The following is a 23,270-nucleotide window of genomic DNA, read 5'->3' as shown; positions in this document are numbered from 1 at the left end:
TGGCCGAGGCCCACGCGTGGGAAGCAAGCTTGCCCATGTACGCCCCTTTATGGCTTTTGCTCTACCCGCGAAGCCAACAACGCCAACAGGCGCAGCGCCCCACTGGCCTGCACCCGCCGATCCATCCGCGCCCAGTAACGCTGCACCAAGGCTTGGGCCAGTTCCGACTGGCCCGACGAAAGCGCCGCAAACTGCATCGCTCCCATCAGGTACATCGCCGCCTCGCCGTCCCGCAGCAAGACCGCCCCGTGCTCGCTCTCAAGCAATTGCTGCCCCAGGCGCAGCACATCGGCGTGACGATCTTCAGCTACAGCTGCCAACAGCTCCAGTGCAGTGTCCACAGTGGCGTTACCCGCCGGGCAACGCAGCCATTCCGGATTTCCCCACATGCGCTCCAGCCGTTCCGGATCCAGATAGGCCGTCGTCTTGCTGCCCAGAGACAGAATCAGCGTCGCGTCGCGCAGCGGCTGCCGACCGAGCTGACAGGAAGCGGCCAGCCCTCGCAATGCATCCACCTGCAGCGCATCCACTTCTGAAAAGAGCCCTGGCGCGCCCGCACCGCCCTCCACGAGCGCAGTGAACAGTCCCGCCGCTACTTGCCCGCTTTGCACCGCCCCTAGCGACATTCTATTTGAGTCCGTCTGCACGCCCGTGCGCGGCGCTGGCCCGCCCAGGTACCGCAGCAACGGCCACGGCGCTGTGCCCAGCGCATGGAAGTCAGACACCTGCGCGCCCTCAAACCTCGCACGCGGAGCCTGCAGCTTCAGCACCGGGTACATATCCGAGTTCATGCGATAGGGGTACAGCTCCAGAAAACCCTTTAGTCCTTGGCGGTTCATCACCACCGTGTCCTGCAGGTCGCGCAGATTGCTCACGCCGATGCGGGCGAGGTCTTTCGCCAGCAGCGGCTGCTGAAACAGGTTACCGCCCAGCTCGGGCACCTTGCCGTGCGGCGACGCTACCAGGATCAGGTCACCCTCGTCAGCCAGATACGCCCGCGCGTCACTGAAGTTGGCCAGCAACGCCGACAGCACCGAGTTCACCAGCTCCGGCGTGATCTCATACAACTGCAACCATTGCACGAACAGGCCATCCTGATTGAGCTGCTGCGGGATGTACTCATAGAACTCTGTGCTGAACAACGAAGCCGTACCGCCTGTCCACGGGTTGGATGGCTCGGAAATGATCAGGTCGTACTTGTTCGGCACGGAGGCGAAGTAGGCCTTCGCGTCATCAATGACCAGATGTGAGCGCGGATCGGTGAACGCGCGCGACACGCGCGGACCAAAGTGGCGTGCACCTTCAATCATGGCCGGCTCGATCTCCACCGTGTCCACCCGCCCCACCTTGGCGTGGCCCATCAGGGTGTGCGTGGTCATGCCCGAGCCAAAGCCGATCACGCCCACACGCTTGTATTCATCGCGCATCGAGAGCGGCAGCGCTGCCAGCAGCACCATGGTGGCCTCATCGGGACTGGCTGGCTGCCCGGCAGGCAGGGCTATGCCCGCGTCCACCTTGCCGTTGGTGGCAATACGGCGGATCTCCCGCCCCTTCGCACCGTGGTCGAATACCGCCACAGTGGCCGTCTTACCGTCGCGGTGATAGATCACCTTCGAACTGTCACCCAGCGTGGTGGCACCTGTGCGGTACACCGACGAATTGAGCACGACAGGATTGAAGCTCACCAGCGCAACCGCACCCACAACCGCGACAGCTGAAACAACCATGGCAGGCACCCAGGGCGCAGTACGACTGGACTGAGCTGGGCCATAGCGGGCCAGCAGCACCAGACCCAGCCCGATATCCACAATCGCGGCGGTGAGCAGCGCGTACTTCAGCCCCAGCAGCGGCATCAGCACATGTACCGCGGCCAACACGCCCACAATTGCGCCCACCGTATTGAACGCATAGGCCTGCCCAATGGCCTTTTCGCCTTGGCCTTGGCGAAGCAGCGCCAGCGTGATCAGCGGCAAGATCATGCCGGCGAAGAACGCGGCCGGGAACATCACCAGCAGGGCTATGACGGCACTGGCCACATTGAACAGGCCGTAGCCTTCGGCGCTGCGGGCGATCACCCGCATCAACCAGCCCACCCACTCAAACGCATTGGCGTAGACGAACATCGACGCCAGCGCGGCGATGCCCATCCATACCTGGACCCAGCCGGCGGTGACCAACGGCGACGCCAGCCGGTCAGCGCGGTTCTTCAGCCACAGGCCGCCCATCGCAATGCCCAGGATGAAGGCGGCCAGCATGAGCTCGAACGAGTGGATGGTGGTGCCCAATGCCAGCGACAGCATGCGGATCCAGGTGACCTCGTACACGAACGAGGCCGCGCCGGTGAGCCCGGCGACCAGCAGCACCAGCAGCGGACGCGGGAGTACCGGTGCGGATGGCACCGCGACTGGCGCAGGTGATGCAGGCGCGCCATTGCCTTCCTCGCGCCTGCTCAGCGGAATGACCACGAAGGCCACCGCAATGTTGACCAAACCGGCTGCAAACACGGTTCCGGGCAGGCCGATGGCGGGCAGCAGCAGGTAAGTGGAAGCCAAGGCACCGATGGCCGCGCCCAGGCTGTTGGAGAAATACAGTCCCGCCAGCACCCGCCCTTCCGCATGCTGCTTCAGGCGGATGTAGCCAGCGCTCATCAGCGGGAAGGTGGCCCCCAGTAGTACGCACTGCGGCAGCACCAGCACGGCCGCCAGCAGCCAGCGCACCACTTGCAACTGCCCGGCCGGCAACGCGGGGAGTAGCTGGGCGTACGCCCAGCCGGTCAAGCCGTGGTAGACACCGTCAAAGCACAGGCCCAGCAGGCCAATCACCACCTCGATCAGCGCGTAGGCCAACAGTGGGCGGCGTACGCTTGCGCTGCAGCGACTGACCAGCCACGCCCCCATCGCCATGCCGCCCATGAACAACATGAGCACCAACGACTGTGCATGCGCGGAATGTCCGAGGAACAGGCCCAGATACTGGGTCCAGATGGACTGGTAGATCAGCCCGGAGAAGCCGGAAAGGATGAAGATCCACAGCAGGCATGCGCCTATCCTGCTTTGCCTCTGCGCCATGCCGGTCTACTCCGTTCAGAATTGAGGCAGCCGCCGACCATGCGAGCAGCATTGAAGTGCCGAGTACAGTAGTGCATCTTCCTGATCTGGACTGGCCCCTTCAGCTTCAAGATGTAAACGGCCAAGGGAAGTAGAACTTAGGGATTTCAGCAAAGCGCAAGGAGAAGTATGCGTAGTCTAGCCGCAGCAGTCCTAATGCTCCTCGCTGTCGCGCCCGGGGTATTTGCCCAGGACGACGGCCGCCCCACCTCCAGCCTGAAGGCATCGATCCCTCAAGGTGAGCTGGTTGGAGAGTGGGAGCTTTCAATGGCTTCAGGCAACCTGTCGCAGTTTGGTACCGGCACCGCTCCCGGCATCAATCCGACCAAGGTCGCTCAGGGCTCGTCGTTCCAAATAAAGGTCAAGCTCATCGACCCAAATGGCAAGGCAAAGGACGTCACCGGATCATCCAAACTGATCTATCGACCGAAGGGGTGCATGTCAGTGGCCGCGAACGGTGTGGCCACGATTCTGAAGACAGCACCCGCCCCATGGACCTGCAACGCCGGGGATGCCATTCCCCTCACCATCATCTACGCCGATCAGTCGACCGGCGTCGGCGCGGTGAACATGTACCTTTTCAGCATCAAGTAGCGCAAGTCGGGTGCCAGGCTGCTGGCCTGGCACCCATCACATCATGTCCGGCACTCAGCCGGTACGTGACTGTTCTCGCCCGCCGTCCGCACGCATTGCCAGCGAATGGCATCGTTCGGGACATAGCTGGGCCGCAGCAGCAACGTCACAGCACCGGCTCTTTCGGTGGTGATGATGGTCAGAACACCATTGCCCGCGCATTCCATGGACACAACATTCCGCGTTGCCGTGGTCATGTTCTCCACCCCTTGGCAGACTGTCGCATCCAACGCATTGAGGTTGTTGATGTTCTCGCCAATCGTCACCTTGGCCGACGACGCCAGGAACAGCGCCTCCGTCACCCGCGCTCTGATCGTGTAGTCCTGATACGCCGGCAACGCGATAGCTGCCAGAATGGCGATGATCGCCACAACGATCATCAACTCGATCAGGGTGAACCCCTTAGTGCTTTTCACGCCTGCCCCGCCTTTCATCCCCAGTAATGGGAAACACCCAAGCAGGTTTCGTGCCAAGTAAGGGGTCTCGATCAGTCCTTGGTCACGCGATTGATTTCAGCCAAGCTAGTGGTACCTGCGGCGGCCTTGACCAGGGCCGACTGGCGGAGGTCGTTGATGCCGGCTTTCTGCGCAGCTTCCGCAATCTGGATGGCGTTGCCACCAGCCAGGACGATCACCGAGATTTCTTCGTTCATCGGCATGACCTGGTAAATGCCGGTACGGCCCTTGTAGCCCTCCGTGCATTCATCGCAGCCTACCGCTTCGTACAAGGTAATGCCGGCATCCAGTTGCGCCTGGGTGAAGCCTTCAGCCAGCAAGGCATGCGCAGGGAGATCCACGGGGCGCTTGCAGTTATTGCACAGGCGGCGGGCCAGACGCTGGGCAATGACCAGGGTGACCGAGCTGGTGATATTAAACGGGGCGATACCCATGTTCATCAGTCGCGCGATGGTCTGCGGGGCGTCATTGGTATGCAGCGTGGACAGCACCATATGGCCGGTCTGTGCCGCCTTGATGGCGATCTCAGCCGTTTCCAGATCGCGGATTTCGCCGACCATGATGATGTCCGGATCCTGTCGCAGGAACGAGCGCAGCGCGGCGGCAAAGGTCATGCCACGCTTGTTGTTCTGCTGCACCTGGTTCACGCCGGGCAGGCGGATTTCCACCGGATCCTCGGCGGTGGAGATGTTGCGGGTTTCGTCGTTGAGGATGCCCAACGCGGTATACAGCGACACCGTCTTACCCGAGCCGGTGGGACCGGTCACCAGCACCATGCCGTAGGGCTTGTGGATGGCTTCCAGGAACAGCTTCTGCTGCACGTCCTCGTAGCCCAGCTTGTCGATGCCCAGCTTGGCCGCGCTGCCGTCCAGAATACGCAGCACGATCTTCTCGCCGAACAGCGTGGGCAGCGTGCTTACACGGAAGTCGATCTGCTTGGTCTTGGACAGGTTGAGCTTGATGCGTCCGTCCTGCGGCACGCGCTTTTCCGCGATATCCAACTGCGACATGACCTTCAGTCGCGCGGCAATTCGCTGATTGAGCTTGACCGGGGCCTTGGCGACGTTCTTCAGCAGGCCGTCAATGCGGAAGCGGACGCGGTAATCGTCCTCGTAGGGCTCGAAGTGAATATCCGAAGCGCCCTTGCGGATGGCATCCACCAGCACCTTGTTGACGAACTTCACCACCGGGGTGTCATCGCCCTTGGCGTCCACACCAGAATCGGTGCTGCCGCCGTCCTCATCGCCACCGGAGACCTCCAGGTCCCCCATGTCGTCGTCACCGCCCCCCAGCGCACCGCCCAGGTTGTCGTGCTTGGACTGCCACTGTTCCAGCGTGCGGCGGATCTGCTCTTCGTCCACCAGGATGGGCTCCACCACCAGATTGGTGTGGAACTTGATCTCGTCCAGCGAATGGGTGGGGTCACTGGTACCCACAAACAGCTTGCCGCCCCGCTTGAACAGCGGCAGCACGTGGTGCTTGCGCAGCAGCTCCTCACTAACCAGGCTGATGGCGCTCTGCGCACTGTCGAACACCCCCACATCCAACAGGGGCATGCCGAACTCCAGTGCGTTGGCGGCTGCCAACTGCGCCGCCGTTACCAGCTTCTTCTCGGCGAAGTACTGGGGCAGCGGCTGCTTTGCCGCCGCTGCTTTGGCCATCGCATCGCGCGCAGCCGCCTCCTCAAGCACGCCATCTTGAACCAAGCGACGGGCGATGCCGGTGATGCCGACAAGGTTAGCGGTGACGATGGCGTTCATTGATGGGTTCCCCAGGACAATCTTCAGGCGTATAGCCTAACCTACCGCAAAAAAAACCCCGCATGTGCGGGGTTTTTCTTCAAACTAAGCGCACCTAAGCCTTAGCGGCACTCTGCCGGGCGGTACTTGGCCGGAACCGAACCACCGGTCTTGCAATCCCAGGTGACGTTGGTTGCCGGCGGGGTGCCAGCGACCAGAGCCGGGGTCGGGGTGAACACGATGGTGCCGTTACCAGCGCGCTCAGTCGTGGTGAGGGTGATCACGCCGTTGTCAGCGATGGCGACGTCAGCGGTATTGACGGTAGCGGTCGGCTTGGTGTAGCCGCTGGCAAACGCATTGCCGTTGGCAGCGTTCTCAACCACGCTCACCTTGGCAGCGGACACCAGGCCCATACCTTCAGCAACGCGCGAGCGGACGGTGTAGTCCTGGTAAGCCGGCAGTGCGATGGCGGCCAGGATGGCGATGATCGCGACCACGATCATCAGTTCGATGAGGGTAAAGCCCTGCTGCTTCTTCATTTGTACATCCCCTAGAGGTAGGTAAAAAACGGACACCGGAATCAGGCCTGACCGCTGGTGCGGTTGAGCAGGGCCAGTTCCTGCGGGTGGTTGATAGCAGGTTGCGTGCCAAGTGCTCGGCGATGCTCCCCAGCATTTCCCCGGCGCAATGATGGCAGCAATCCTCAGGAATGGAACCCCTGTCGCAGCAATTTGCGACAGAACCTGCATTGTGACGCCCTGCGTCACCTTGTGACGGCACCGGTCCACGACAAGGGTCACGGTTTGCCACCCCGGCGGGGATGCCACTCCGGCCCGGAACCGGCTACCATTCGGCTGAGAAGCCCGCCTGGGGATGGCGCGGCTGGGGAGCCTGTGTATGTCCGTAAGCCGTAGTGCAATCAAGAAAGAGCCCGTGGCGCGAAGCACCTCGGAAATGCAACCGTTTGTCTGGGAGGGGACCGACAAGCGGGGTATTAAGATGAAAGGGGAGCAGGTGGCGAAGAACGCCAACCTGCTGCGTGCAGAGTTGCGCCGCCAGGGGATCAATCCCCAAGTGGTCAAGGCGAAGCCTAAACCCCTGTTCGGGCAGGCGGGCAAGCCGGTCGGTGCCAAGGACATCGCCTTCTTCAGCCGCCAGATGGCGACCATGATGAAGTCCGGCGTGCCCATCGTCAGCGCCCTGGAAATCATTGGCAGCGGGCATAAGAACCCGCGCATGAAGAAGATGGTGGATGGCATCCGCGCCGACATCGAGGGGGGTTCCTCGCTGTATGAGGCAATCAGCCGTCACCCGGTTCAATTCGACGAGCTGTACCGCAACCTTGTGCGGGCCGGCGAAGGTGCCGGTGTACTGGAAACCGTGCTCGACACGGTGGCTACGTATAAAGAGAACATGGAAGCCCTGAAGGGCAAGATCAAGAAGGCCATGTTCTACCCCGCGATGGTGATCGTGGTCGCCATTCTGGTGAGCTGCATCCTGTTGATCTTCGTGGTGCCGCAGTTCGAACAGGTGTTTGCGGGCTTCGGTGCGGAACTGCCGGCCTTCACCCAGATAATCGTGAATCTATCGAGGTTCATGGTTTCGTACTGGTGGCTGATGGGCCTGATCGTCGGCGGCTCAATCTTCGGCTTCATCTTCACTTACAAGCGGTCGCCGAAGCTTCAGCACACGATGGATCGCTGGATCCTGAAGGTACCGGTGATCGGGCAGATCATGAACAACAGCGCCATTGCCCGGTTCGCCCGCACCACGGCGGTGACCTTCAAGGCCGGTGTGCCGCTGGTGGAAGCCCTGGGCATCGTGGCTGGCGCGACAGGCAACAAGGTCTACGAAGAGGCCGTGCTGCGCATGCGCGACGACGTCTCGGTGGGCTACCCGGTCAACATGGCGATGAAGCAGGTGAACCTGTTCCCGCACATGGTGGTGCAGATGACCGCGATCGGTGAAGAGGCCGGTGCGCTGGACACCATGCTGTTCAAGGTGGCCGAGTACTACGAGCAGGAAGTGAACAACGCCGTGGATGCCTTGAGCAGCCTGCTGGAACCGATGATCATGGTGTTCATTGGTACCATTGTCGGTGGCATGGTCATCGGCATGTACCTGCCCATCTTCAAACTCGGTGCCGTCGTCGGCTAAAAGGTAACAATGGCATTTCTTGACCAGCACCCCGGCCTCGGCTATCCCGCCGCGGCCGGACTGGGACTGCTAATTGGCAGTTTCCTGAACGTTGTGATCCTGCGGCTGCCCAAGCGGCTGGACTGGCAGTGGCGGCGTGACGCCCGCGAGGTGCTGGAAGAGGAAGACATCTACGAGCCGCCACCGCCGGGTATTGTGGTGGAACCGTCACACTGCCCGCACTGCAAGCACAAGCTGAGCTGGTTCGAGAACATTCCGCTGTTCAGCTGGCTGGCCCTGCGCGGCAAGTGCCGCCATTGCCATGCCCCCATCTCGATCCAGTACCCGCTGGTGGAGCTGGTCACCTGCCTGCTGGTGGTGGCCAGCGTGTGGCAGTTCGGCTTTGGCTGGCAGGGCTTCGGGGCCATTGTGCTCAGCTGCTTCCTGGTGGCCCTGTCCGGTATTGACCTGCGCACCCAGCTGCTGCCCGACCAGCTCACCCTGCCCTTGATGTGGCTGGGGTTGATTGCCAGCGTGGACAATCTTTATATGCCGGCCAAACCCGCCCTGCTGGGGGCCCTGGTGGGCTACCTGTCGCTGTGGTCGGTATGGTGGCTGTTCAAGCAGATCACCGGCAAGGAAGGCATGGGCCATGGCGACTTCAAGCTGCTGGCGGCGCTGGGGGCCTGGTGCGGGTTGAAGGGCGTCCTGCCCATCATCCTGCTGTCGTCGGTGCTCGGGGCCATCATTGGCTCGGTGTGGCTGTACGCGCGCGGCCGCGACAAGGCCACGCCCATTCCGTTCGGGCCTTACCTGGCGATAGCGGGCTGGATCGTGTTCATGTGGGGCGAGCCGTTGATCAACAGCTATATGAGCATGTCCGGCCTGCGCTGACCGTAGGGCGATGAGGGCAAGGCGATGAGCCTGTTCGTGGTGGGATTGACCGGCGGCGTGGCCGCCGGCAAGAGTGAAGTCAGCCGGCGCTTCGAGTCGCTGGGCATCACCGTGGCCGATGCCGACATTGCGGCGCGCGAGGTGGTGGCCGCTGGAAGCCCGGGGCTCAAGCAGATCGTGAGGCACTTTGGGGACGGGGTGCTGCTGGCCGATGGGTCACTGGACCGGGCTGCGCTGCGGGAGCGGATTTTTGCTTCCGCTGAAGAACGGCAGGCACTGGAGGCGATCACCCACCCGGCCATCCGGCAGCGGCTGCGCGAGGTGTGCGAGGCGGCGACCAGTCCTTATGCGATTGCGGCGATTCCGTTGCTGGCCGAGGCTGGTGGGCGAAAGAAATATCCCTGGTTGAGCCGGATCCTAGTCGTCGACGCGCCGGTGGCGGTGCAGCATGCACGGTTGATGCTGCGCGATGGGGTGACCGGGGAGCTGGCGGACCGGATGATTGCCGCGCAGTCCAGCCGGGAGGACCGGTTGGCGCTGGCCGATGATGTGGTGGTGAATGACGGGGAGCCGGAGGCGCTGGCCGCCGAGGTGAAGCGTCTGGATGCGACCTATCGGTATCTAGCCGCCCTGTAGCTGAACGCAGATGCCCCCAACGATGGTGTGGAGCAGGAGCGTGGTCCGGTGTTGGCGCTGGCCATTGTCGAGCGCATCGGGCGGCTGCTGGGCCACCGCATCGGCCTGCGCTCCATGGTGGACAAAGGCAACGTGTTCTGCGTGACCGCGGCACTGGGCAAGGCCGAGGCGGTGGTTGCACCGGCACCGGTTGTTGCGCCTGCTGACCCGGGCGATGAAAGCCCCCTGCGCCGGTGCCCGGTGTGGAGCATCGACGACGACCCGCGCGCGCGTGCCGCGACACGTGCGCTGCTGGAGCGCTGGGGCTGCAATGTGGAGCTGGCCGATGGGCTGCAGGCTGCAGTGGAGATTGCCTCAGCATTCAACGTACCGCAGTTGCTGCTGCTGGACGTGCGCATGGGCGAATGGCACGGGCGTGATCTGTATGAAGAACTGTGCCTGCCGTGGCAGGTGCGGCCGCCGCTGATTCTGGTGACCGCTGAGCGCGATGACGCGTTGAAGGCGCACGCGGCGGAACAGGGTTGGGGATTCCTGCCGAAGCCGGTGAGGCCGCCTGCGCTGCGGGCGGTGATGACGCAGTTGCTGGTGCGGCAACGTAGGCCGGGGGGGGTGATCGATTGATGTGTGCAAGCCGGGTAGAGCCCGGCTCTACCCGGTTGGTCTGATGCGTTGACGGGCATAGCCCGTTACTACACGGGGTGCACCTGTAGGATGCGACATGCGCGTCCACGCGTATAACTTGCACTCTCACTCCCAGTGCCGTAGAGCCGGGCTCTGCCCGGCTGCTCTGGAGCGGACGACGCGCAGCGCGAGGGCACGGCGTGGCTGCAACGCTACGGCGAGGACGGCATCAGCCGGTGGCTAGCCAACGCCGCGCAGGCGTTGAAGCGCGTGGCGTGGGATCACGACTATCGCCATGCGTTGAGCAAGCGCGGCTTCTGACAACAACAGCAACCGCAGCGGCTAACGAAGAAGCCCCGCGTGTGCGGGGCTTCATGTCATCACAACGTCTTTCTAGCCTTCTTTCCCAGAAACAAGAACAGGAATGACCCGGCAACGAGCCGCAGACCATCAGCTACATGCGCTCGAACATTGTGCCCCATCTCCCTAGACGCAGCGGCGTATCCGAAGAAGCCTGCAAAGCGACCTGCCAGGGCTGCGCGCAAGTAGTAATGCTTCGCCTTGACGTAATCCGGATCGTTCCCGCCTTCGCAATACGTGGCGTAGGGCTAAATTTACTTCCGGCACCATCCGTATCGCCCTGGCCTCATCGATGTAACGCAACGCATTGCGGTGCTGTTCGCCACCCTGTTCTAGTTTTAGCCGCCCGCTTGCCGAAGGCGCAGCAGCGCTTTGTCATGCAGATGCTCGATACCGTGCTGCAACAGCAAACGGCTAGCCGCTAAAGAAGAAGCCCCACCAAGTCAAGGCAGGGCTTCATGCGCAGTACTCTTGCTTCTAATGCGCGGCGGGTTCGATACCCGCCTATTTGCTATTGCAAATGACCCGAGGGAGAGGTCTCCCCGCAGCGGCCAAGCCACTCCTTACTTGATCAAGAACGATCTTTCTTCTCGACTGGCTAAAGGCAGCGATGGAGGAACACAGCCTCGCTTTTTGCGGAAGATATAGCGCTGCTGCAATGTCGCTGACTCCCTCGCTAGCCAGCGGCTTAGAAGCGATGATGAAGTCGAGCGCCGCTAAATACTGCGCCTTAGTTAACTGCGCGCCCCCTCTCACTACTACTTCATGAACAGCCGGAATTACTTCATCTTCGATGAACTGGCCGTCGGTGTCGCCTGCATTATGAGGAGTGCTGCTGACATACATTTTCACCATTCTTGAACTGACCGCTATCAAATCTGTCTTTGCGTCACGATCACCTGCAAGGCTGGCTCCCGGCAACAGAGCCAACACCGTCAGTCCACATTGGATTCGCCTGGCAAAAGTTTTCATGGGCCATAGTCCACTTCGAGAGTGATCTCACCACCATTTCTCTGCAATCCGTCTTGGAGAGAATCGAAGACTTGGTTTTGATACCCACAAACAATGCCTACACATCCCAGAGTGCCCGGCACATTGCCATCAGGGTGTATTCGAAGTAGTGATCTCCCACCTTTGTCATCCAAATCCAAACTGTAGCCATTGCCGCCGGGGCATGTCATGGCTTTGTCGGAGCGCTTCCTCAAATTCCTTCCGCCATAGGTGCCTGCCGGCAGCTTGCCGTCACCCCAAGGCCCTGACACGGCTGGCACGCTAATTTCAGGCGTCCATTGCGGCAGTCCGGAACCCACAAGAGCAGAGTCGAACGGCGGCGGTGCATACCTGTTGTAACCCGTGAGCGTTGATCCATCAAAGACGTAACGATCAGCTAAACCCAGTGGATCAACGAGGCTTACCGGATTTCCGCGAACATAGGCATATATACTACCCCCCCCTCTCAAGCCAATCGGGTCACTCTGCGAATATCTACCCACCGCCGGGTCATACTCGCGCTGGTAGTTGTAGAACAGCCCGCTAGCATCTGTTGCCTGCTGCCCCGGGAACCGCAGCGCCAGCTCAAACGCGACCCCATCCCCATCCGGATCACCACTCGGAGCCTGGTTCCCAAACACCTCGCTCTTGCTGCTCCACTCCCATACGCTCAGGTTGCGCACCGGGTCAATCACCACACGCGGGGTGCCCAGGTGGTCGGGTTGGATGAATGCCACTTCCGGTACACCCACGGCCGGCGCATTGATCAATGCCACTGGATAGTTGTCCAGCCAGATGGCCTGCTGCAGCGACTGCCCTATGCTGTTGTAGTTGCCCAGCCATTGCCCCGCTTCGTCGTACACGGTGAACTGGGGTTCGCCTCCTGCGGGGCTGCGCTGGATGCGTTCGCCACGATGGTTGTAGAGATAGGTTTCCACCACCGCGCCGCTCTGCTTCACTTCATTCATGCGATTGGCATCGTTGTAGGCGAACGCACGACTACCGATGGTGAGGGTGTTGCCTGCCGCATCCAGGTGCCGCGCTTCGCCATTCACGCCGATAAGGCGGTGGCTGGTGGCCGGATACTGGTACAGCTGGATGCCGGCAGAGGTCGTGAGCGAGAGGCGGTTCCCAGTAGCGTCGTAGGCGTACGTCTCGATCGGGGTGCTAGTAGCGCCGTCCCGTGTCTGGGTAAGGCGGCCCAAGGCGTCATAGCCATACGAAGCTAATGTCTCGACGCCGTCGCCGTTTTTCAATTTCACCAAGGATCCGACGGAATCGTATTCGAAGCCGAGCGACAACCCATCCGGCTGACCGTCGTGCACCGCCAGCGGCCTGTAGTTCTGGTCGATGGGCCGTTCCAATGTGCGGCCGTTGCCATAAGCCCAGCGAATAGGAGGCCCAAACGGCGCATAAATGACTGAAGTGACGACAACCTCTCGACCTTGACCGGGACGCATGAGCCCAATCTCAGCGATCCGCCCCATTGCGTTGCGCACATAATCGACCACACTACCATCGGGATAGGTAATTCGAGCAAGGTGGCCACCCTGAGTGTACGCATAGCGAAGCGTGCTGCTCACGCCGTTAACGGCCTGCACCTTGCGTGTGACTTGCCCCAAATGGTCGAAGCAGTACTCCGTGCCACCTCCAGCATGCATCACGCGAGCCAGCCGCCCCTTGGCAAAGCGCTCATCAGCCTCGCATGCATCTGGAGCCACGTCGTAGGTATAGTGCACGCTCTGGCTGGAATCCGGGTAGGAAACTGACGACAGACGATTAAGTGCATCGTACTGATAGTGGGCGGTCACCCCACGGGCGTCGGTACGAAGAGTGCGATTTCCGGCGGCGTCGACGGAAAAGACAGTTTCCCCTGTGTCTGGACTCATCATTCCGGAAAGGTCACCCAGACCGTTGTGACGGTAAGTCGTATCTAAACCTTTGGGGTCCGTGACCATGGAGAGATTGTCCAAGGCGTCATAGCTGAACCGGGACACCGCCGCGATGCCACCTGCGTCTTGGATGACCCGCTTCAATCGCTTGAGGCCGTCGTATTCCTGCAGCGTGCGCCGGCCCAATGCGTCCGTCACCGAGGCCTGATCTCCATTTGCGTCGTAGGTGAACGCCGTTCTGTTCGACGCCGCGTCGACAATATTTACCAACTGCCCCATTGCGTTGAAGATGCGCGAACGCAGCAGCTTGACGGCACCATCGTCGCCGACAACCTGCTCGCCTATGCGATTACCTACGGCATCCAGACTGTAGTGGATACGATTCCCCGTATTGTCTTCAATGGAAATCAAACGGTCCGCTTCGTCGTAGGCATAGGCAATCCAGTCACCATCTGGTGCCGTTATGCGCTTTACCTGACCGCCTGGCCAGTAGTCCACGACAGTCGCGTGGTCGCCAATCGATCCAGCACTGCCTACTAGTACGGCGAGCGACGTCACCCAGCCGCGGGCATTATAGGTATAGTTGCTGACAACGCCATTAGCGTCCTTTACGACCGAGGGGCGACCCGCTGCGCTGTAGGCAAGAACGTCCACCGAATGGCCCATTGCATTCGTCGTCCTGGCGATGTCACCCGCGCGAAATGCACAAGCCCCCCCGGTATCACACCCCGTATCGTCCGCGCGGTAGTAGGCAATCCGGGTGACGTCTTCAACGTCGGTTCGGGGTCCATCGATCAAGCGCAGAAGGCCGACGCTTGGACACCCCAGCGCGACATTCGAAACATCTCCCGCTTCGCAATAGGTGAAGGTGGACGTCCGCTTGCTGCCGAAGCCATCGCTGACAGACTCGCTGAGCACCTGGCCGCGTGCATTGTAGGTCCAGCCTCTTGCGCGGATGAGCGCACCGTCATGACCGTATACCGTTTCAGAAAGCCGCCTGGAGCGGTCCGCAGCCCACAACGTTTCGATACGGCGCTTGTCCGAGCCAGTGCCTGCGGCATTTTCTACCCGCAGACGCTCGTTGCCGGCCGCATCGTACTCTCGATTCTCAACGATGCCGTTTCGGGAAATAGATGAGACCAGCGCAGCATCGTTGTAGAGGTAGGTGGATACAACGGGTGTACAGCCGACGCAGCTTTCTTCATTCGCCGCGGTGACAAGCTTGCCGCGCCGTACGATGAAATCCGTCGTACGCGTTGAGCCAAGCCCGCTGGTCACCACCGTCCTGCGCTTGTATTTCCCGTTGTTGGATGCCGTGTATTGTGCGGACTGGGTATCCGTTCCACCTGCCAATGCTGTCTTGTAGGCGAAGCCGTTGCCGTCATACCACGTCGTGGAGCGGCGCACGCCCTTTTCGTCGATTTCCCCGGTCAGCAATCCGATCTTGCTCGAAGCCGAATAGTCCGGTTCATCATAGAGATAGGTGATTCCTGTGCCATCCGGATATGTCACACGCTCCAGATAGCCGGTGGACGTATACGAGAACGTCGTCACTCCTCCCTCCGGGAGCAGCAGCGAGGCCAGGTGGTCCTTTTCATTGTAGATGAAGCCCAGCGATCGTCCTTGCGCATCAGTCATGAGAATGACGCGCCCCCTGTCGTCGTAGTCCAGTTCCACGAACTGCCCTTGCAGGTCCTGGATGCGCTCGAGGCGACCGCGAGCACCAAAGAATTCGCTAACGCCGTCCTTGCTCTGGTACTCCCATACCTCCTCACCATGCCGGAACAGACGTCCGCCATCGGGAAGTGCAGCCTCCCAGTCATCACCCACATCGCGGAAGCGCAGGATCTTTCCATTAGGTCGAGTAAGGTAGACCGTGGTTTCTGTCGGCGCAGCGCGTGCGGCACCTCTCCCAATGGAGACCAGCAACCGGGTGAAGTGGCTGATGCTGGGCGATAGATTGGTGCTACGGCCGCGCCCGAGAATGTTGCCGGCAATGCTGCTACCAGATACAGCGCGAGCGTTGTAAGTCCAGTCCAGCCTCAGGAATCGTGAACCCGCCTCATACTCTGTGCGGGATTCATACTTGTTACCCAAAGCCGAGTTGATCGGATCTCCAAAGCATTGATGTTCACAGTCCGGGGGGCCCAGGTTGGGGGCCAGTTCTGGAACGTCGTCCTGCACGGTGCACACCTCGGAATCGGTGTAGATCAATGGCTCACGCCACTCGCCGTCAGCGCACATCCAGTGACGAATGGAGTATGACGGATACAGGTACGGGCCGTTTACCTCCGAGCCATCGCACTCCACCAGCATGTAGCGCGCGCTGGCTATGGAATTCTTGTAAGGAAACGAAGGAACACTCTCCGTGTAATGCCAATCCAGATAGTCCCATCGACGGACACTCTGTGGGGTGCAAGGCTTTCCCACGGAATCTCTGGCCCATTCGATGACGAAGGACTCCTCCGGTGTTGTGAACATCCGGTTATGCCATTCCGGGCTGCTCTGCGAGTAATGATTCTCTACGGTCCAACGGTAAAAGGGAGCGTATCCCTCTTGAGCACTCGCAGCCGGAACAAGGGCCGCACCGGCCACCGCCAGTAGCAGCACAAAAATCAACCTGCATGTTCCGTATGCCATCTGAAGCCCTCCTTGGATGTAAGCGGAGATTACATCGCCAAAGAGGCAGAAACTGATAACACCGTCAGGAATCTGGATAGCCGACGGAACCGGCGCGGCGCGCCCCCCCCCCGGCCCTAATGCTTAGGCCGCGGGGGTGAACGTCAACGTAGCCACAACACCACGATCCACACCCGGCCGCACATTGACCTGCCACCCATAGAGATCGCACAACCGGCTGACGATCGAAAGCCCAATCCCCCCGCCCTGCGAATGGCCGGCGTGGGTGCCGCGATAACCGCGCTGGAACAGCTTGGCGGCATCTTCAGCGCTCAGCCCCGGGCCACTGTCTGTTACTTCGACGCGGTCGCCAGTTACGTTCACCCGCACCGAGCCTTCCTGCGAGTACTTCACTGCGTTGCCGATCAGGTTGCCGAGCGCCACGGACAGCGCGGATTCGGGTGCATCAACGACCAGTTCGCGGTCGCCTTCCAAGATGAGCTCCAGCGGCTTTCCGCCCAGCTGGGCGCGGTGAGCCTCCAGCAGCTGCTCGGCGACGCGGGCGACGTTGCTGCTGCCCTGCCCGCGCTCATTGCGCGACAGCAGCAGCAGCGAGCCGATCAGGTCGGTGCACTGCTGTTCGGCACGCTGGATGCGCTGCAGGCGCTGCAGCACCTTGGGGTCGAGGTCGGGGCGGGTGAGCAGCAGCTCGGTCGCGCCACGGATCACCGCCAGCGGGGTGCGCAGTTCATGACTGACGTCGGCATTGAACTCGCGGTCGCGCTGCACCACCTCGGTGAGCCGCGCGGAGTAATCATCCAGCGCCTGCGCCAGCTGCCCGACCTCATCGTCGGGGAAGCGCGGAGCCAGCGGCTCAGGGTCACTGGTGCCACCTCGGTAGGCGCGCAGGCGTGCGGCCAGGTCCGAGACGGGCTTCATCACCTTCGAGGCCGACCACCAGCCCAGCACCAGCGAGAGCACGCTGAACACCAGCACCGAAATGAACAGCGCGCGCTTGAGCTGCTGCTCGACGCGGATGCTCTCAGTCATGTCATAGGCGAGGAAGAACCAGGCCTCAGGGGTCTTGCGCACGGCCAGTTTGTAGGAGAACGCCTGCCCGTTCTCCTCAAGACCGCTCACATTGTGATTGCCGTTGGGCAATTCGGCCCACTCGGGGCGCTCCTCGCGCACCCGGTCAAACTTGTCCGGCGTATACACGAAGGCACGGATCTGCTGCACCGGCAGATCGGGGCTGCGCGAGGGGTCGAACTGGAACCGACGCGCATACTCATCGATATTCCGGTTCATCACGTCCTCGACCAGCTGGTTCTCCACCCGGGCGCGGGCCCAGTTGGTGGCGAACGCAAACAGCGTGGTCAGGCAGAAGCCCAACAGCACGAACGAGACGATGATGCGGCTGCGCAGCCGCCGCCGGTATGGCGCGCGGCGACGGCCCCCTGTGGCCGGCATTGGATCAGACTTCCGGAGCCGCGATGCGGTATCCAATGCCATGGCGGGTCTGGATCAGCGGCACTTCAAACGGCTTGTCCACCACCGCGCGCAGGCCGTGGATATGCACGCGCAGGGAATCGGAATCGGGCAGTTCTTCGCCCCACACGCGGGTTTCCAGTTCCTGGCGCGTGACCACGGCCGGTGCCGCCTCCATCAGCGCCTGCAGGATCTTCAGCGCGGTGGGGTTGAGCTGCAGCAGCTTGCCCTGGCGGCGAACTTCCAGGGTGTCCAGGTTGTATTCCAGGTCGCCGGTTTCCAGCACCCGGGTCTGCACGCCCTTGCCGCGACGCGACAGGGCGTTCAGACGCACTTCCACTTCCTGCAGCGCAAACGGCTTGATCAGGTAGTCGTCGGCACCGGAGTCGAAGCCGGCCAGCTTGTTGTCCAGCGAATCCCGTGCGGTGAGCATCAGCACCGGGGTCTGCTTGCGCGCTTCATTGCGAAGCTTGCGGCAGACTTCGATGCCGTCCATCCCCGGCAGATTGAGGTCCAGCACAATCGCGTCGAACTCGTGCACCACCGCCAGATGCAGGCCGGTGACGCCATCGGCGGCGAAGTCCACGGTGTGGCCGCGGTCTTCGAGGTAGTCGCCCAGGTTGGCAGCGATGTCGCTGTTGTCTTCAATTACAAGAATTCGCATGTGACCTCTTACAGAAGGGAATGACCCGTGCGCTGTGCGTTGCTCATGTCCTTCTCCGCCTTTGCCTTGGCGCGTTCACGCTGGGCAACCGTCATGCACTGGGTCGTGGTGCGGTTGGAGCCGGTGGACTTCTCCCGCTTGCAGACCATACGGCTATCTTCGCGCGCCTTGGTCAAGAGCACGTTCACACGGGCCTGATCGTTGAATTGCTCCACCTTGACGCCCTCGGGCACCGACGCCTGGTCGGGATAGCGTTCGGTGATGGCACGCAGACGCGCCAGCGTCTCGCGGACCTCACTACGCTTCTCGGGGGCCAGTTCAGAGTAGGTTTCGCCGTCGTTGAGCTGCAGCTCGATCCGGTCGATCTGCGCAATCAGCGGCTTGCCGCGTTCAAACACGGTGTCGCCATCCGCAGCCTGCGCCGCACCCACCACCAACATCAAGGCCGCAGTCCCGGCAGCCAGAATCATTCGCTTCATTGCAACCAATCCCTAGTTAGATGAACAGAATGCCGAATGTATGCCGGACGCGAAGACGCAGCAAGTGAGTTTTGGCCTAAGCAGCTCGGGGAAGAAAAAGGCCCAGACGGAAGCCGCCTGGGCCTGAAGTCATTCCCGATTACCGTTTTCTGCTGAGGAGGGCAGAGCTGCGGTCCGTTGAAGACTACGCCGGGGGCGATTAAACCCATGTTAAAACCGGCCAGCCTCCGCGAAATATTTTCAAGCCTTTGATTTATTAGATTTTTTTGCAGCCACCTGGGCCGCCACGTGGTCGATCATGCGCCCGGCCAGGTCGCCTTGGCAGATGCCCTCGATACCCTCCAGCCCCGGGGTGGAGTTCACCTCCAGCACCAGCGGGCCGCGATCGGAGCGGATCAGGTCCACCCCGGCCACCCCCAGCCCCAGCGCGCGGGCCGAGCGGATGGCCACCTGCTGCTCGGCGCGGGTGGCTTTGACGGCTTCGGCACTGCCGCCGGCGTGGAGGTTGGAGCGGAAATCGCCTTCCTGGGCCTGCCGGCGCATCGCCCCGACCACCTGATCGCCGACCACCAGGCAGCGCAGGTCGGCCCCCTGGGCTTCGCCAATGAACTCCTGCATCAGGAAGTTGGCGTACAGCCCGCGCAGGGCCTCGACAATGCCGCGCGAGGCGCTGGCCTTCTCGGTCAGGATCACCCCCCTGCCCTGGGTGCCCTCGTTGAGCTTCACCACATGCGGCGGCGGGCCCAGCATCGACAGCAGGTCCACGGTGTCGTCCGGGTTGTCGCCGAACACGGTCACCGGCATGTCGATGCCCTTGGAGGCCAGGATCTGGTGCGCGCGCAGCTTGTCGCGCGCGCGCAGGATGGCGTCGGATGGATTGGGCGTGACCGCCCCCATCATCTCGAACTGGCGCAGCACGGCGGTGCCGTAGCGGGTGATCGATGCGCCGATGCGCGGAATGACCGCGTCCACCCCGGTGATGGGCCGGCCTTTGTAATGCATGGTGAAACCGTCGGCGGCAATGCGCATGTAGCAGCGCAGCGGGTCCAGCACCCGCACGGTGTGCCCCCGCGACCGAGCCGCCTCCACCAACCGCCGCGTGGAGTACAGCTTGCTGTTGCGGGAAAGGATGGCGAGTTTCATCAGGGCATATAGTGGAGGAAAGCGCGAAGCATAGCGCGGTAGCGGTATGCCCAGATGACGGTCGATGCTGGCGTACGATTGACACTCTTACCCCACCTGCGCCACCTCGCCATGGGCACTGTTGTGACCTTCGGAAATGCACACCGTATCGTCGGCACCTGGAAGCACTGCGATGGCTTCTCGGACCTTGAGTTCACGTTTTACGTACGCGACGGCGTCATGCATGTGTCAGTACTGGATACGGACAGTGGCGATCGACCCGAGGTCATGGCAGTCGACTGGACGGAGAGCACGATGTCGCTGACGTTCGCCGTGCACTGGCGCACGGGCCGCCTGAGCCGATACTGCTTCCAGTTATCCCCAAACGAAAACCGAGGCAATGTGACCGTGACCACGACGTACCAGGAGTTGTGGGAGCGCCAGTAACTCAACCCTTCGGCTGGATCACAAACGCATCGAGCTCGGCCAATTTCCCATCGCGGAACCGCCACACGTCGCTATAGGCAAATTCAGCTGGCTGACCCTGCGCGTCGTCGGCCATGATCGTCCCCAGTGCGACAACCATGTCGCCTTCGGCAACCAGTTTTTCAACGCGGAAACTCGGCGGCGAGGCATAGGCGGTTTTCATCCAGTCACGCACCGCCTGCTTGCCCTGCAGGGTGCCCTCGCCCACGGTCGTCCAGCGGATGTCATCCGTGCAGTGCGCAAGGAAGCCTTCGTTGTCGCCGACGCGAACAGCGGCGTTTGCCTGCTCAAGGATGCTTTTATGGTCCGCAGCGATCATTAGACACTCCAAGCGATAGTCTTCAGGTCGAGGCTGACATGCTGCACGCCACAGAGTTAGAACGACATGCACTGCCGGTCAACAAGACGCCAACAATCAACTAGCAGGAGCGTGGTGAACAGCTGCCTTAGTCCAGGCTCCGCCCTTTCGCCTTCCGCTGTTCATCCTTGACCTTTCCCATTGCGCCCTCCAAGCGCGCCCCAACGCGGGCGAAATTCCGGTGCATTCGCGCTTCAACCGATTGACGTTTGACGTACTGATCGATACGCCCCGTGGGGTACCACTGGAATGCATTACCCATGCTAGCAAGGACTTCCTGCAGAGCTGCAACGAATCTATGCATGCCCCCCCCTCTCTCACCGTTAAACCATGTGGATTGGCAGCGACCTGCGTTTAGGTCATTCCGCCGCCACTGAGAATGGTCACCATTGATGCGCGACGCCAGAGGAAGATGCGACAACACCGCTCTATCGGTAGAGCGATCAGGCGAGTGCAGCGCCGGGAACAGGAATCGAAATGACAGCCCCCTTGAGTCAAGGGGGCGCGCCGACAGGCGCGGGGATCTGGTGGCATGCCGCCACGCTCCATGGTTTGCCTTGCAAACCGTGGAGCGGGTGAAGGGAATCGAACCCTCGTCAGTAGCTTGGGAAGCTACAGCTCTACCATTGAGCTACACCCGCGTGGTGCCGGGGAATTCTATGCGCCCGGGCTGCCAAAAGGCAACGGGCGGCGTTGCGCCGCCCGTGCCGGTACATCAGAAGCTGCCGCTGAACTGCGCAAAGATCGTGGCGTCACGGGCGCTGTTCTGCGCGGCCGTGGTGCTGATGCCGATGTTGCTGTTCAGGCCGAACATCTCCATGCGCACGCCCATGATGGCGGTCACGTAGTCCTCGTCGAACTCCAGGCCCGGCACCTTGTACATGCCCACGTCCGGCATGGTCTGCAGCCAGGCACTGGCCTGCTGGCCGTCCTCGAACTCGTGGTCCCAGGTGACCTGGGCGTACGGCTTGACGCTGCCGCCGTCGAAACGCATCTGCCAGCCCAGGCGGCCCACGGTGGAGTCCACGTCCTGGTTGCCATAGCCCAGCGCGGTGGCACTGAGGTTCGACTCGGTGTACGCGTCCAGCTTGACCTTCTGCCAGATCACCGAAGCGATCGGGCCGTGGCGCAGGCCGCCCTCGGTGCCGAACTCGTAGCCGGCGTTCAGCGCGGCGGTGAGGTTGCTACCTTCCGGCTTGCCGGTGTGGGTGCGCTCGGCCGGGCCCAGCTGGACGCGGCGGGTAACGTCGTAATCGAGCCAGCTGTAGCTGACCTGACCATTCACCCACACCTTGTCGCCGTACCAGCCGGCGAACAGGCCCAGGGTGGTGTCGGACTGGGTGAAATCGCCCTTGCTGTTGCCGAAGTCGGCGTCCATGCGGCCATAGCCGGCGAAGCCGCCCAGCACCATGCCGTCCTTCGCCCAGTCCATGCCGAACAGACCGGCCGGAGCCAGGCCGTCGTACAGGTCGGCGTGGTCGTAGCGCTGCATGTCGCCACGCACGCCGCCCCACCAGCTCATGCCGTCGGCCGGACGGCCGCCCACGTGCAGGCTGACCTGGTCCGCGCGCGAGCGACCGATGGTCTGCGCCGAATGAGTCAGGATCTGCTGATTGCGGGGTGCTTCCAGGATCGACAGGGTGTACTGGCCCAGCATCTGGTGGGTCGCGGTGGTCGGGTGCACGCCGTCAGCGAACACGTAGTTGTTGGCTGCGTTCGGGTTGACGTAGGCAGTCGGGTTGCAGGTCAGCGACGAGGCGGTGGTGCAGGCCGGGCTGGTCACGTTGACGAAGCCGTAGGTGGCCGGGCTGGCGACGATTTCCTGCAGGATGTGGAAGGTGTCCACCGGAATCACCTGCAGACCGGCGCTCTTCAGGCCGGCGAACAGGGCGTCGTTGTAGGCCTTGGCCAGTGCAGTGCCCTGCGCCATGCCCACTGCGCCACCGGCGCGGGCAGCCGGGGTCAGGCCGATGTCCGGCAGGGTCGGCACCACGATGTACTGCGCGCCGGCCGCCTTCAGGGTGCCAACGATGCCGACCTGGTCGGTGACCGCCGCGCCCAGCGTGGCCTGCAGCGGTGCGCCGGCTTGGATGGCGAACAGGTCATTGGCCCCGCCCCACACGGTGTACAGGGCATTGGCATCGGCCTTGCCACCGTTGGCCTGCAGGTACTGCTGGGTCTGGGTCTTCAGCGAGTAGACCGGGATGGCCGGGGTACCGGCTGCCAGAACCTGGGTGGTGTCCACGCCGACGCGGGCACCGCCGATGGCGTAGTTGTCACCGTTCTGGCCGTTGCCGTGGGCGGTGGCATTGGTGCCGTAATAGTCGGCCACGTACTGGGCCCACACCCAACCCGGGTTGGTGGTGAACTGGCCGGTGACCGGCTGCACGGAAGCCGGCAGTAACGGACGGAAGTAACCCTGGTCCGTCAGGCTGTCGCCGATGAACACGGTCTTGGAATACGGGGACTGGGCCATGGCCGGCATGGCAGCCAGGGCGATGGCAACGGCCATCAGAGAACGCAGGGGTCGCTTGCTCAACTGCATGTAACACTCCTTGGGGGTGAAAACGGCCGACGTACGCCGGCGCACG

Annotated in this window: 18 protein-coding genes and 1 tRNA gene; 6 read left to right on the top strand and 13 right to left on the bottom strand. The window is 62.1% G+C overall.

The features are described 5' to 3' along the window. Positions 1–47: 47 nt before the first annotated feature. A complete protein-coding gene (locus RT551_RS02015) occupies positions 48–3,068 on the bottom strand; it encodes a fused MFS/spermidine synthase (protein WP_313455355.1) in 3,021 nt (1,006 codons plus the stop codon). 195 nt (positions 3,069–3,263) lie between these two features. On the opposite strand from RT551_RS02015, the gene RT551_RS02010 reads away from it, so the two are divergent. Beyond that, positions 3,264–3,701 carry a hypothetical protein gene (locus RT551_RS02010; RefSeq protein ID WP_313455354.1) on the top strand — a complete coding sequence of 146 codons (438 nt, stop codon included), beginning with the start codon at positions 3,264–3,266 and terminating at the stop codon, positions 3,699–3,701. Positions 3,702–3,742: 41 nt separating this feature from the next. On the opposite strand, the gene RT551_RS02005 is transcribed toward RT551_RS02010, so the two are convergent. The 3 genes from RT551_RS02005 to RT551_RS01995 all read right to left on the bottom strand — a co-directional run bounded on the left by RT551_RS02005 (position 3,743) and on the right by RT551_RS01995 (position 6,473). Beyond that, the gene (locus RT551_RS02005; RefSeq protein ID WP_313455352.1) at positions 3,743–4,156 is read right to left on the bottom strand and encodes a pilin; all 414 of its coding nucleotides are present in this window, start codon (positions 4,154–4,156) and stop codon (positions 3,743–3,745) included. A 71-nt stretch (positions 4,157–4,227) separates the two neighbouring features. Further along, the gene (gene pilB, locus RT551_RS02000; protein ID WP_313455350.1) at positions 4,228–5,955 is read right to left on the bottom strand and encodes a type IV-A pilus assembly ATPase PilB; all 1,728 of its coding nucleotides are present in this window, start codon (positions 5,953–5,955) and stop codon (positions 4,228–4,230) included. A gap of 101 nt (positions 5,956–6,056) precedes the next feature. Further along, positions 6,057–6,473, bottom strand: a complete 417-nt coding sequence (locus RT551_RS01995; protein WP_313455349.1) for a pilin — start codon at positions 6,471–6,473, stop codon at positions 6,057–6,059. Between the two features lie 358 nt (positions 6,474–6,831). On the opposite strand from RT551_RS01995, the gene RT551_RS01990 reads away from it, so the two are divergent. Genes RT551_RS01990 through RT551_RS01975 form a run of 4 tightly spaced genes read left to right on the top strand, consistent with a single transcriptional unit; the run spans position 6,832 to position 10,221 of the window. After that, positions 6,832–8,091, top strand: coding sequence for a type II secretion system F family protein (locus RT551_RS01990; protein WP_313455347.1), 1,260 nt, complete (start codon positions 6,832–6,834; stop codon positions 8,089–8,091). Positions 8,092–8,100: 9 nt separating this feature from the next. Next, positions 8,101–8,964, top strand: coding sequence for an A24 family peptidase (locus tag RT551_RS01985; RefSeq protein WP_313455346.1), 864 nt, complete (start codon positions 8,101–8,103; stop codon positions 8,962–8,964). A 24-nt stretch (positions 8,965–8,988) separates the two neighbouring features. Further along, complete coding sequence (coaE, locus tag RT551_RS01980) at positions 8,989–9,600, top strand: dephospho-CoA kinase (protein ID WP_313455344.1); 612 nt, start codon at positions 8,989–8,991, stop codon at positions 9,598–9,600. Between the two features lie 48 nt (positions 9,601–9,648). Next, positions 9,649–10,221: a response regulator gene (locus tag RT551_RS01975; protein ID WP_313455342.1), complete on the top strand. Its 573-nt coding sequence runs from the start codon at positions 9,649–9,651 to the stop codon at positions 10,219–10,221. Positions 10,222–11,085: 864 nt separating this feature from the next. Here the strand turns inward: RT551_RS01975 and RT551_RS01970 are convergent. From RT551_RS01970 to rimK, 6 genes are all read right to left on the bottom strand, one after another. Further along, positions 11,086–11,553 carry a hypothetical protein gene (locus tag RT551_RS01970; RefSeq protein WP_313455341.1) on the bottom strand — a complete coding sequence of 156 codons (468 nt, stop codon included), beginning with the start codon at positions 11,551–11,553 and terminating at the stop codon, positions 11,086–11,088. Continuing rightward, positions 11,550–16,103, bottom strand: coding sequence for an RHS repeat-associated core domain-containing protein (locus tag RT551_RS01965; RefSeq protein ID WP_313455339.1), 4,554 nt, complete (start codon positions 16,101–16,103; stop codon positions 11,550–11,552). The genes RT551_RS01970 and RT551_RS01965 overlap by 4 nt, the downstream gene beginning before the upstream one ends. 123 nt (positions 16,104–16,226) lie before the next feature. Then, positions 16,227–17,552, bottom strand: coding sequence for a HAMP domain-containing sensor histidine kinase (locus RT551_RS01960; protein WP_313455336.1), 1,326 nt, complete (start codon positions 17,550–17,552; stop codon positions 16,227–16,229). Positions 17,553–17,556: 4 nt separating this feature from the next. Next, a complete protein-coding gene (locus RT551_RS01955) occupies positions 17,557–18,234 on the bottom strand; it encodes a response regulator transcription factor (protein ID WP_070207495.1) in 678 nt (225 codons plus the stop codon). Positions 18,235–18,242: 8 nt separating this feature from the next. Then, on the bottom strand, positions 18,243–18,704 hold the full coding sequence (locus RT551_RS01950) for a hypothetical protein (RefSeq protein WP_313455335.1): 462 nt from the start codon (positions 18,702–18,704) through the stop codon (positions 18,243–18,245). Between the two features lie 249 nt (positions 18,705–18,953). After that, positions 18,954–19,856: a 30S ribosomal protein S6--L-glutamate ligase gene (rimK, locus tag RT551_RS01945; protein ID WP_313455334.1), complete on the bottom strand. Its 903-nt coding sequence runs from the start codon at positions 19,854–19,856 to the stop codon at positions 18,954–18,956. A gap of 54 nt (positions 19,857–19,910) precedes the next feature. Here rimK and RT551_RS01940 point away from each other — a divergent pair, with 54 nt between their 5' ends. Beyond that, positions 19,911–20,282: a hypothetical protein gene (locus RT551_RS01940; RefSeq protein WP_313455332.1), complete on the top strand. Its 372-nt coding sequence runs from the start codon at positions 19,911–19,913 to the stop codon at positions 20,280–20,282. Between the two features lies 1 nt (position 20,283). Here the strand turns inward: RT551_RS01940 and RT551_RS01935 are convergent, their stop codons facing one another. The 3 genes from RT551_RS01935 to RT551_RS01925 all read right to left on the bottom strand — a co-directional run bounded on the left by RT551_RS01935 (position 20,284) and on the right by RT551_RS01925 (position 23,224). Then, positions 20,284–20,640 (bottom strand): nuclear transport factor 2 family protein, encoded by a 357-nt coding sequence (locus tag RT551_RS01935; protein ID WP_313455330.1) that lies wholly within the window; start codon positions 20,638–20,640, stop codon positions 20,284–20,286. Between the two features lie 606 nt (positions 20,641–21,246). After that, a tRNA-Gly gene (locus RT551_RS01930) sits at positions 21,247–21,320 on the bottom strand. A gap of 74 nt (positions 21,321–21,394) precedes the next feature. Next, positions 21,395–23,224, bottom strand: coding sequence for an autotransporter domain-containing protein (locus RT551_RS01925; protein ID WP_313455328.1), 1,830 nt, complete (start codon positions 23,222–23,224; stop codon positions 21,395–21,397). Positions 23,225–23,270: the final 46 nt, after the last annotated feature.

Origin of the sequence: Stenotrophomonas sp. (assembly GCF_032103445.1) — a bacterium.
Taxonomy (GTDB): Bacteria; Pseudomonadota; Gammaproteobacteria; order Xanthomonadales; family Xanthomonadaceae; genus Stenotrophomonas.
Note: the sequence above shows the minus strand (reverse complement) of the source record. Positions and strands in the feature narration are given on the sequence as shown.

Excerpts from the sequence above, each read along its gene's own strand:
- RT551_RS01990 (WP_313455347.1), top strand. The coding sequence starts at position 6,832 with ATGTCCGTAAGCCGTAGTGCAATCAAGAAAGAGCCCGTGGCGCGAAGC.
- RT551_RS01955 (WP_070207495.1), bottom strand. The coding sequence starts at position 18,234 with ATGCGAATTCTTGTAATTGAAGACAACAGCGACATCGCTGCCAACCTG.
- RT551_RS02015 (WP_313455355.1), bottom strand. The coding sequence starts at position 3,068 with ATGGCGCAGAGGCAAAGCAGGATAGGCGCATGCCTGCTGTGGATCTTC.
- RT551_RS01925 (WP_313455328.1), bottom strand. The coding sequence starts at position 23,224 with ATGCAGTTGAGCAAGCGACCCCTGCGTTCTCTGATGGCCGTTGCCATC.
- pilB (WP_313455350.1), bottom strand. The coding sequence starts at position 5,955 with ATGAACGCCATCGTCACCGCTAACCTTGTCGGCATCACCGGCATCGCC.
- RT551_RS01995 (WP_313455349.1), bottom strand. The coding sequence starts at position 6,473 with ATGAAGAAGCAGCAGGGCTTTACCCTCATCGAACTGATGATCGTGGTC.
- RT551_RS01985 (WP_313455346.1), top strand. The coding sequence starts at position 8,101 with ATGGCATTTCTTGACCAGCACCCCGGCCTCGGCTATCCCGCCGCGGCC.
- RT551_RS01970 (WP_313455341.1), bottom strand. The coding sequence starts at position 11,553 with ATGAAAACTTTTGCCAGGCGAATCCAATGTGGACTGACGGTGTTGGCT.
- RT551_RS01940 (WP_313455332.1), top strand. The coding sequence starts at position 19,911 with ATGACGGTCGATGCTGGCGTACGATTGACACTCTTACCCCACCTGCGC.
- rimK (WP_313455334.1), bottom strand. The coding sequence starts at position 19,856 with ATGAAACTCGCCATCCTTTCCCGCAACAGCAAGCTGTACTCCACGCGG.
- RT551_RS01950 (WP_313455335.1), bottom strand. The coding sequence starts at position 18,704 with ATGATTCTGGCTGCCGGGACTGCGGCCTTGATGTTGGTGGTGGGTGCG.
- RT551_RS01960 (WP_313455336.1), bottom strand. The coding sequence starts at position 17,552 with ATGCCGGCCACAGGGGGCCGTCGCCGCGCGCCATACCGGCGGCGGCTG.
- RT551_RS01965 (WP_313455339.1), bottom strand. The coding sequence starts at position 16,103 with ATGGCATACGGAACATGCAGGTTGATTTTTGTGCTGCTACTGGCGGTG.
- coaE (WP_313455344.1), top strand. The coding sequence starts at position 8,989 with ATGAGCCTGTTCGTGGTGGGATTGACCGGCGGCGTGGCCGCCGGCAAG.
- RT551_RS01935 (WP_313455330.1), bottom strand. The coding sequence starts at position 20,640 with ATGATCGCTGCGGACCATAAAAGCATCCTTGAGCAGGCAAACGCCGCT.
- RT551_RS02010 (WP_313455354.1), top strand. The coding sequence starts at position 3,264 with ATGCTCCTCGCTGTCGCGCCCGGGGTATTTGCCCAGGACGACGGCCGC.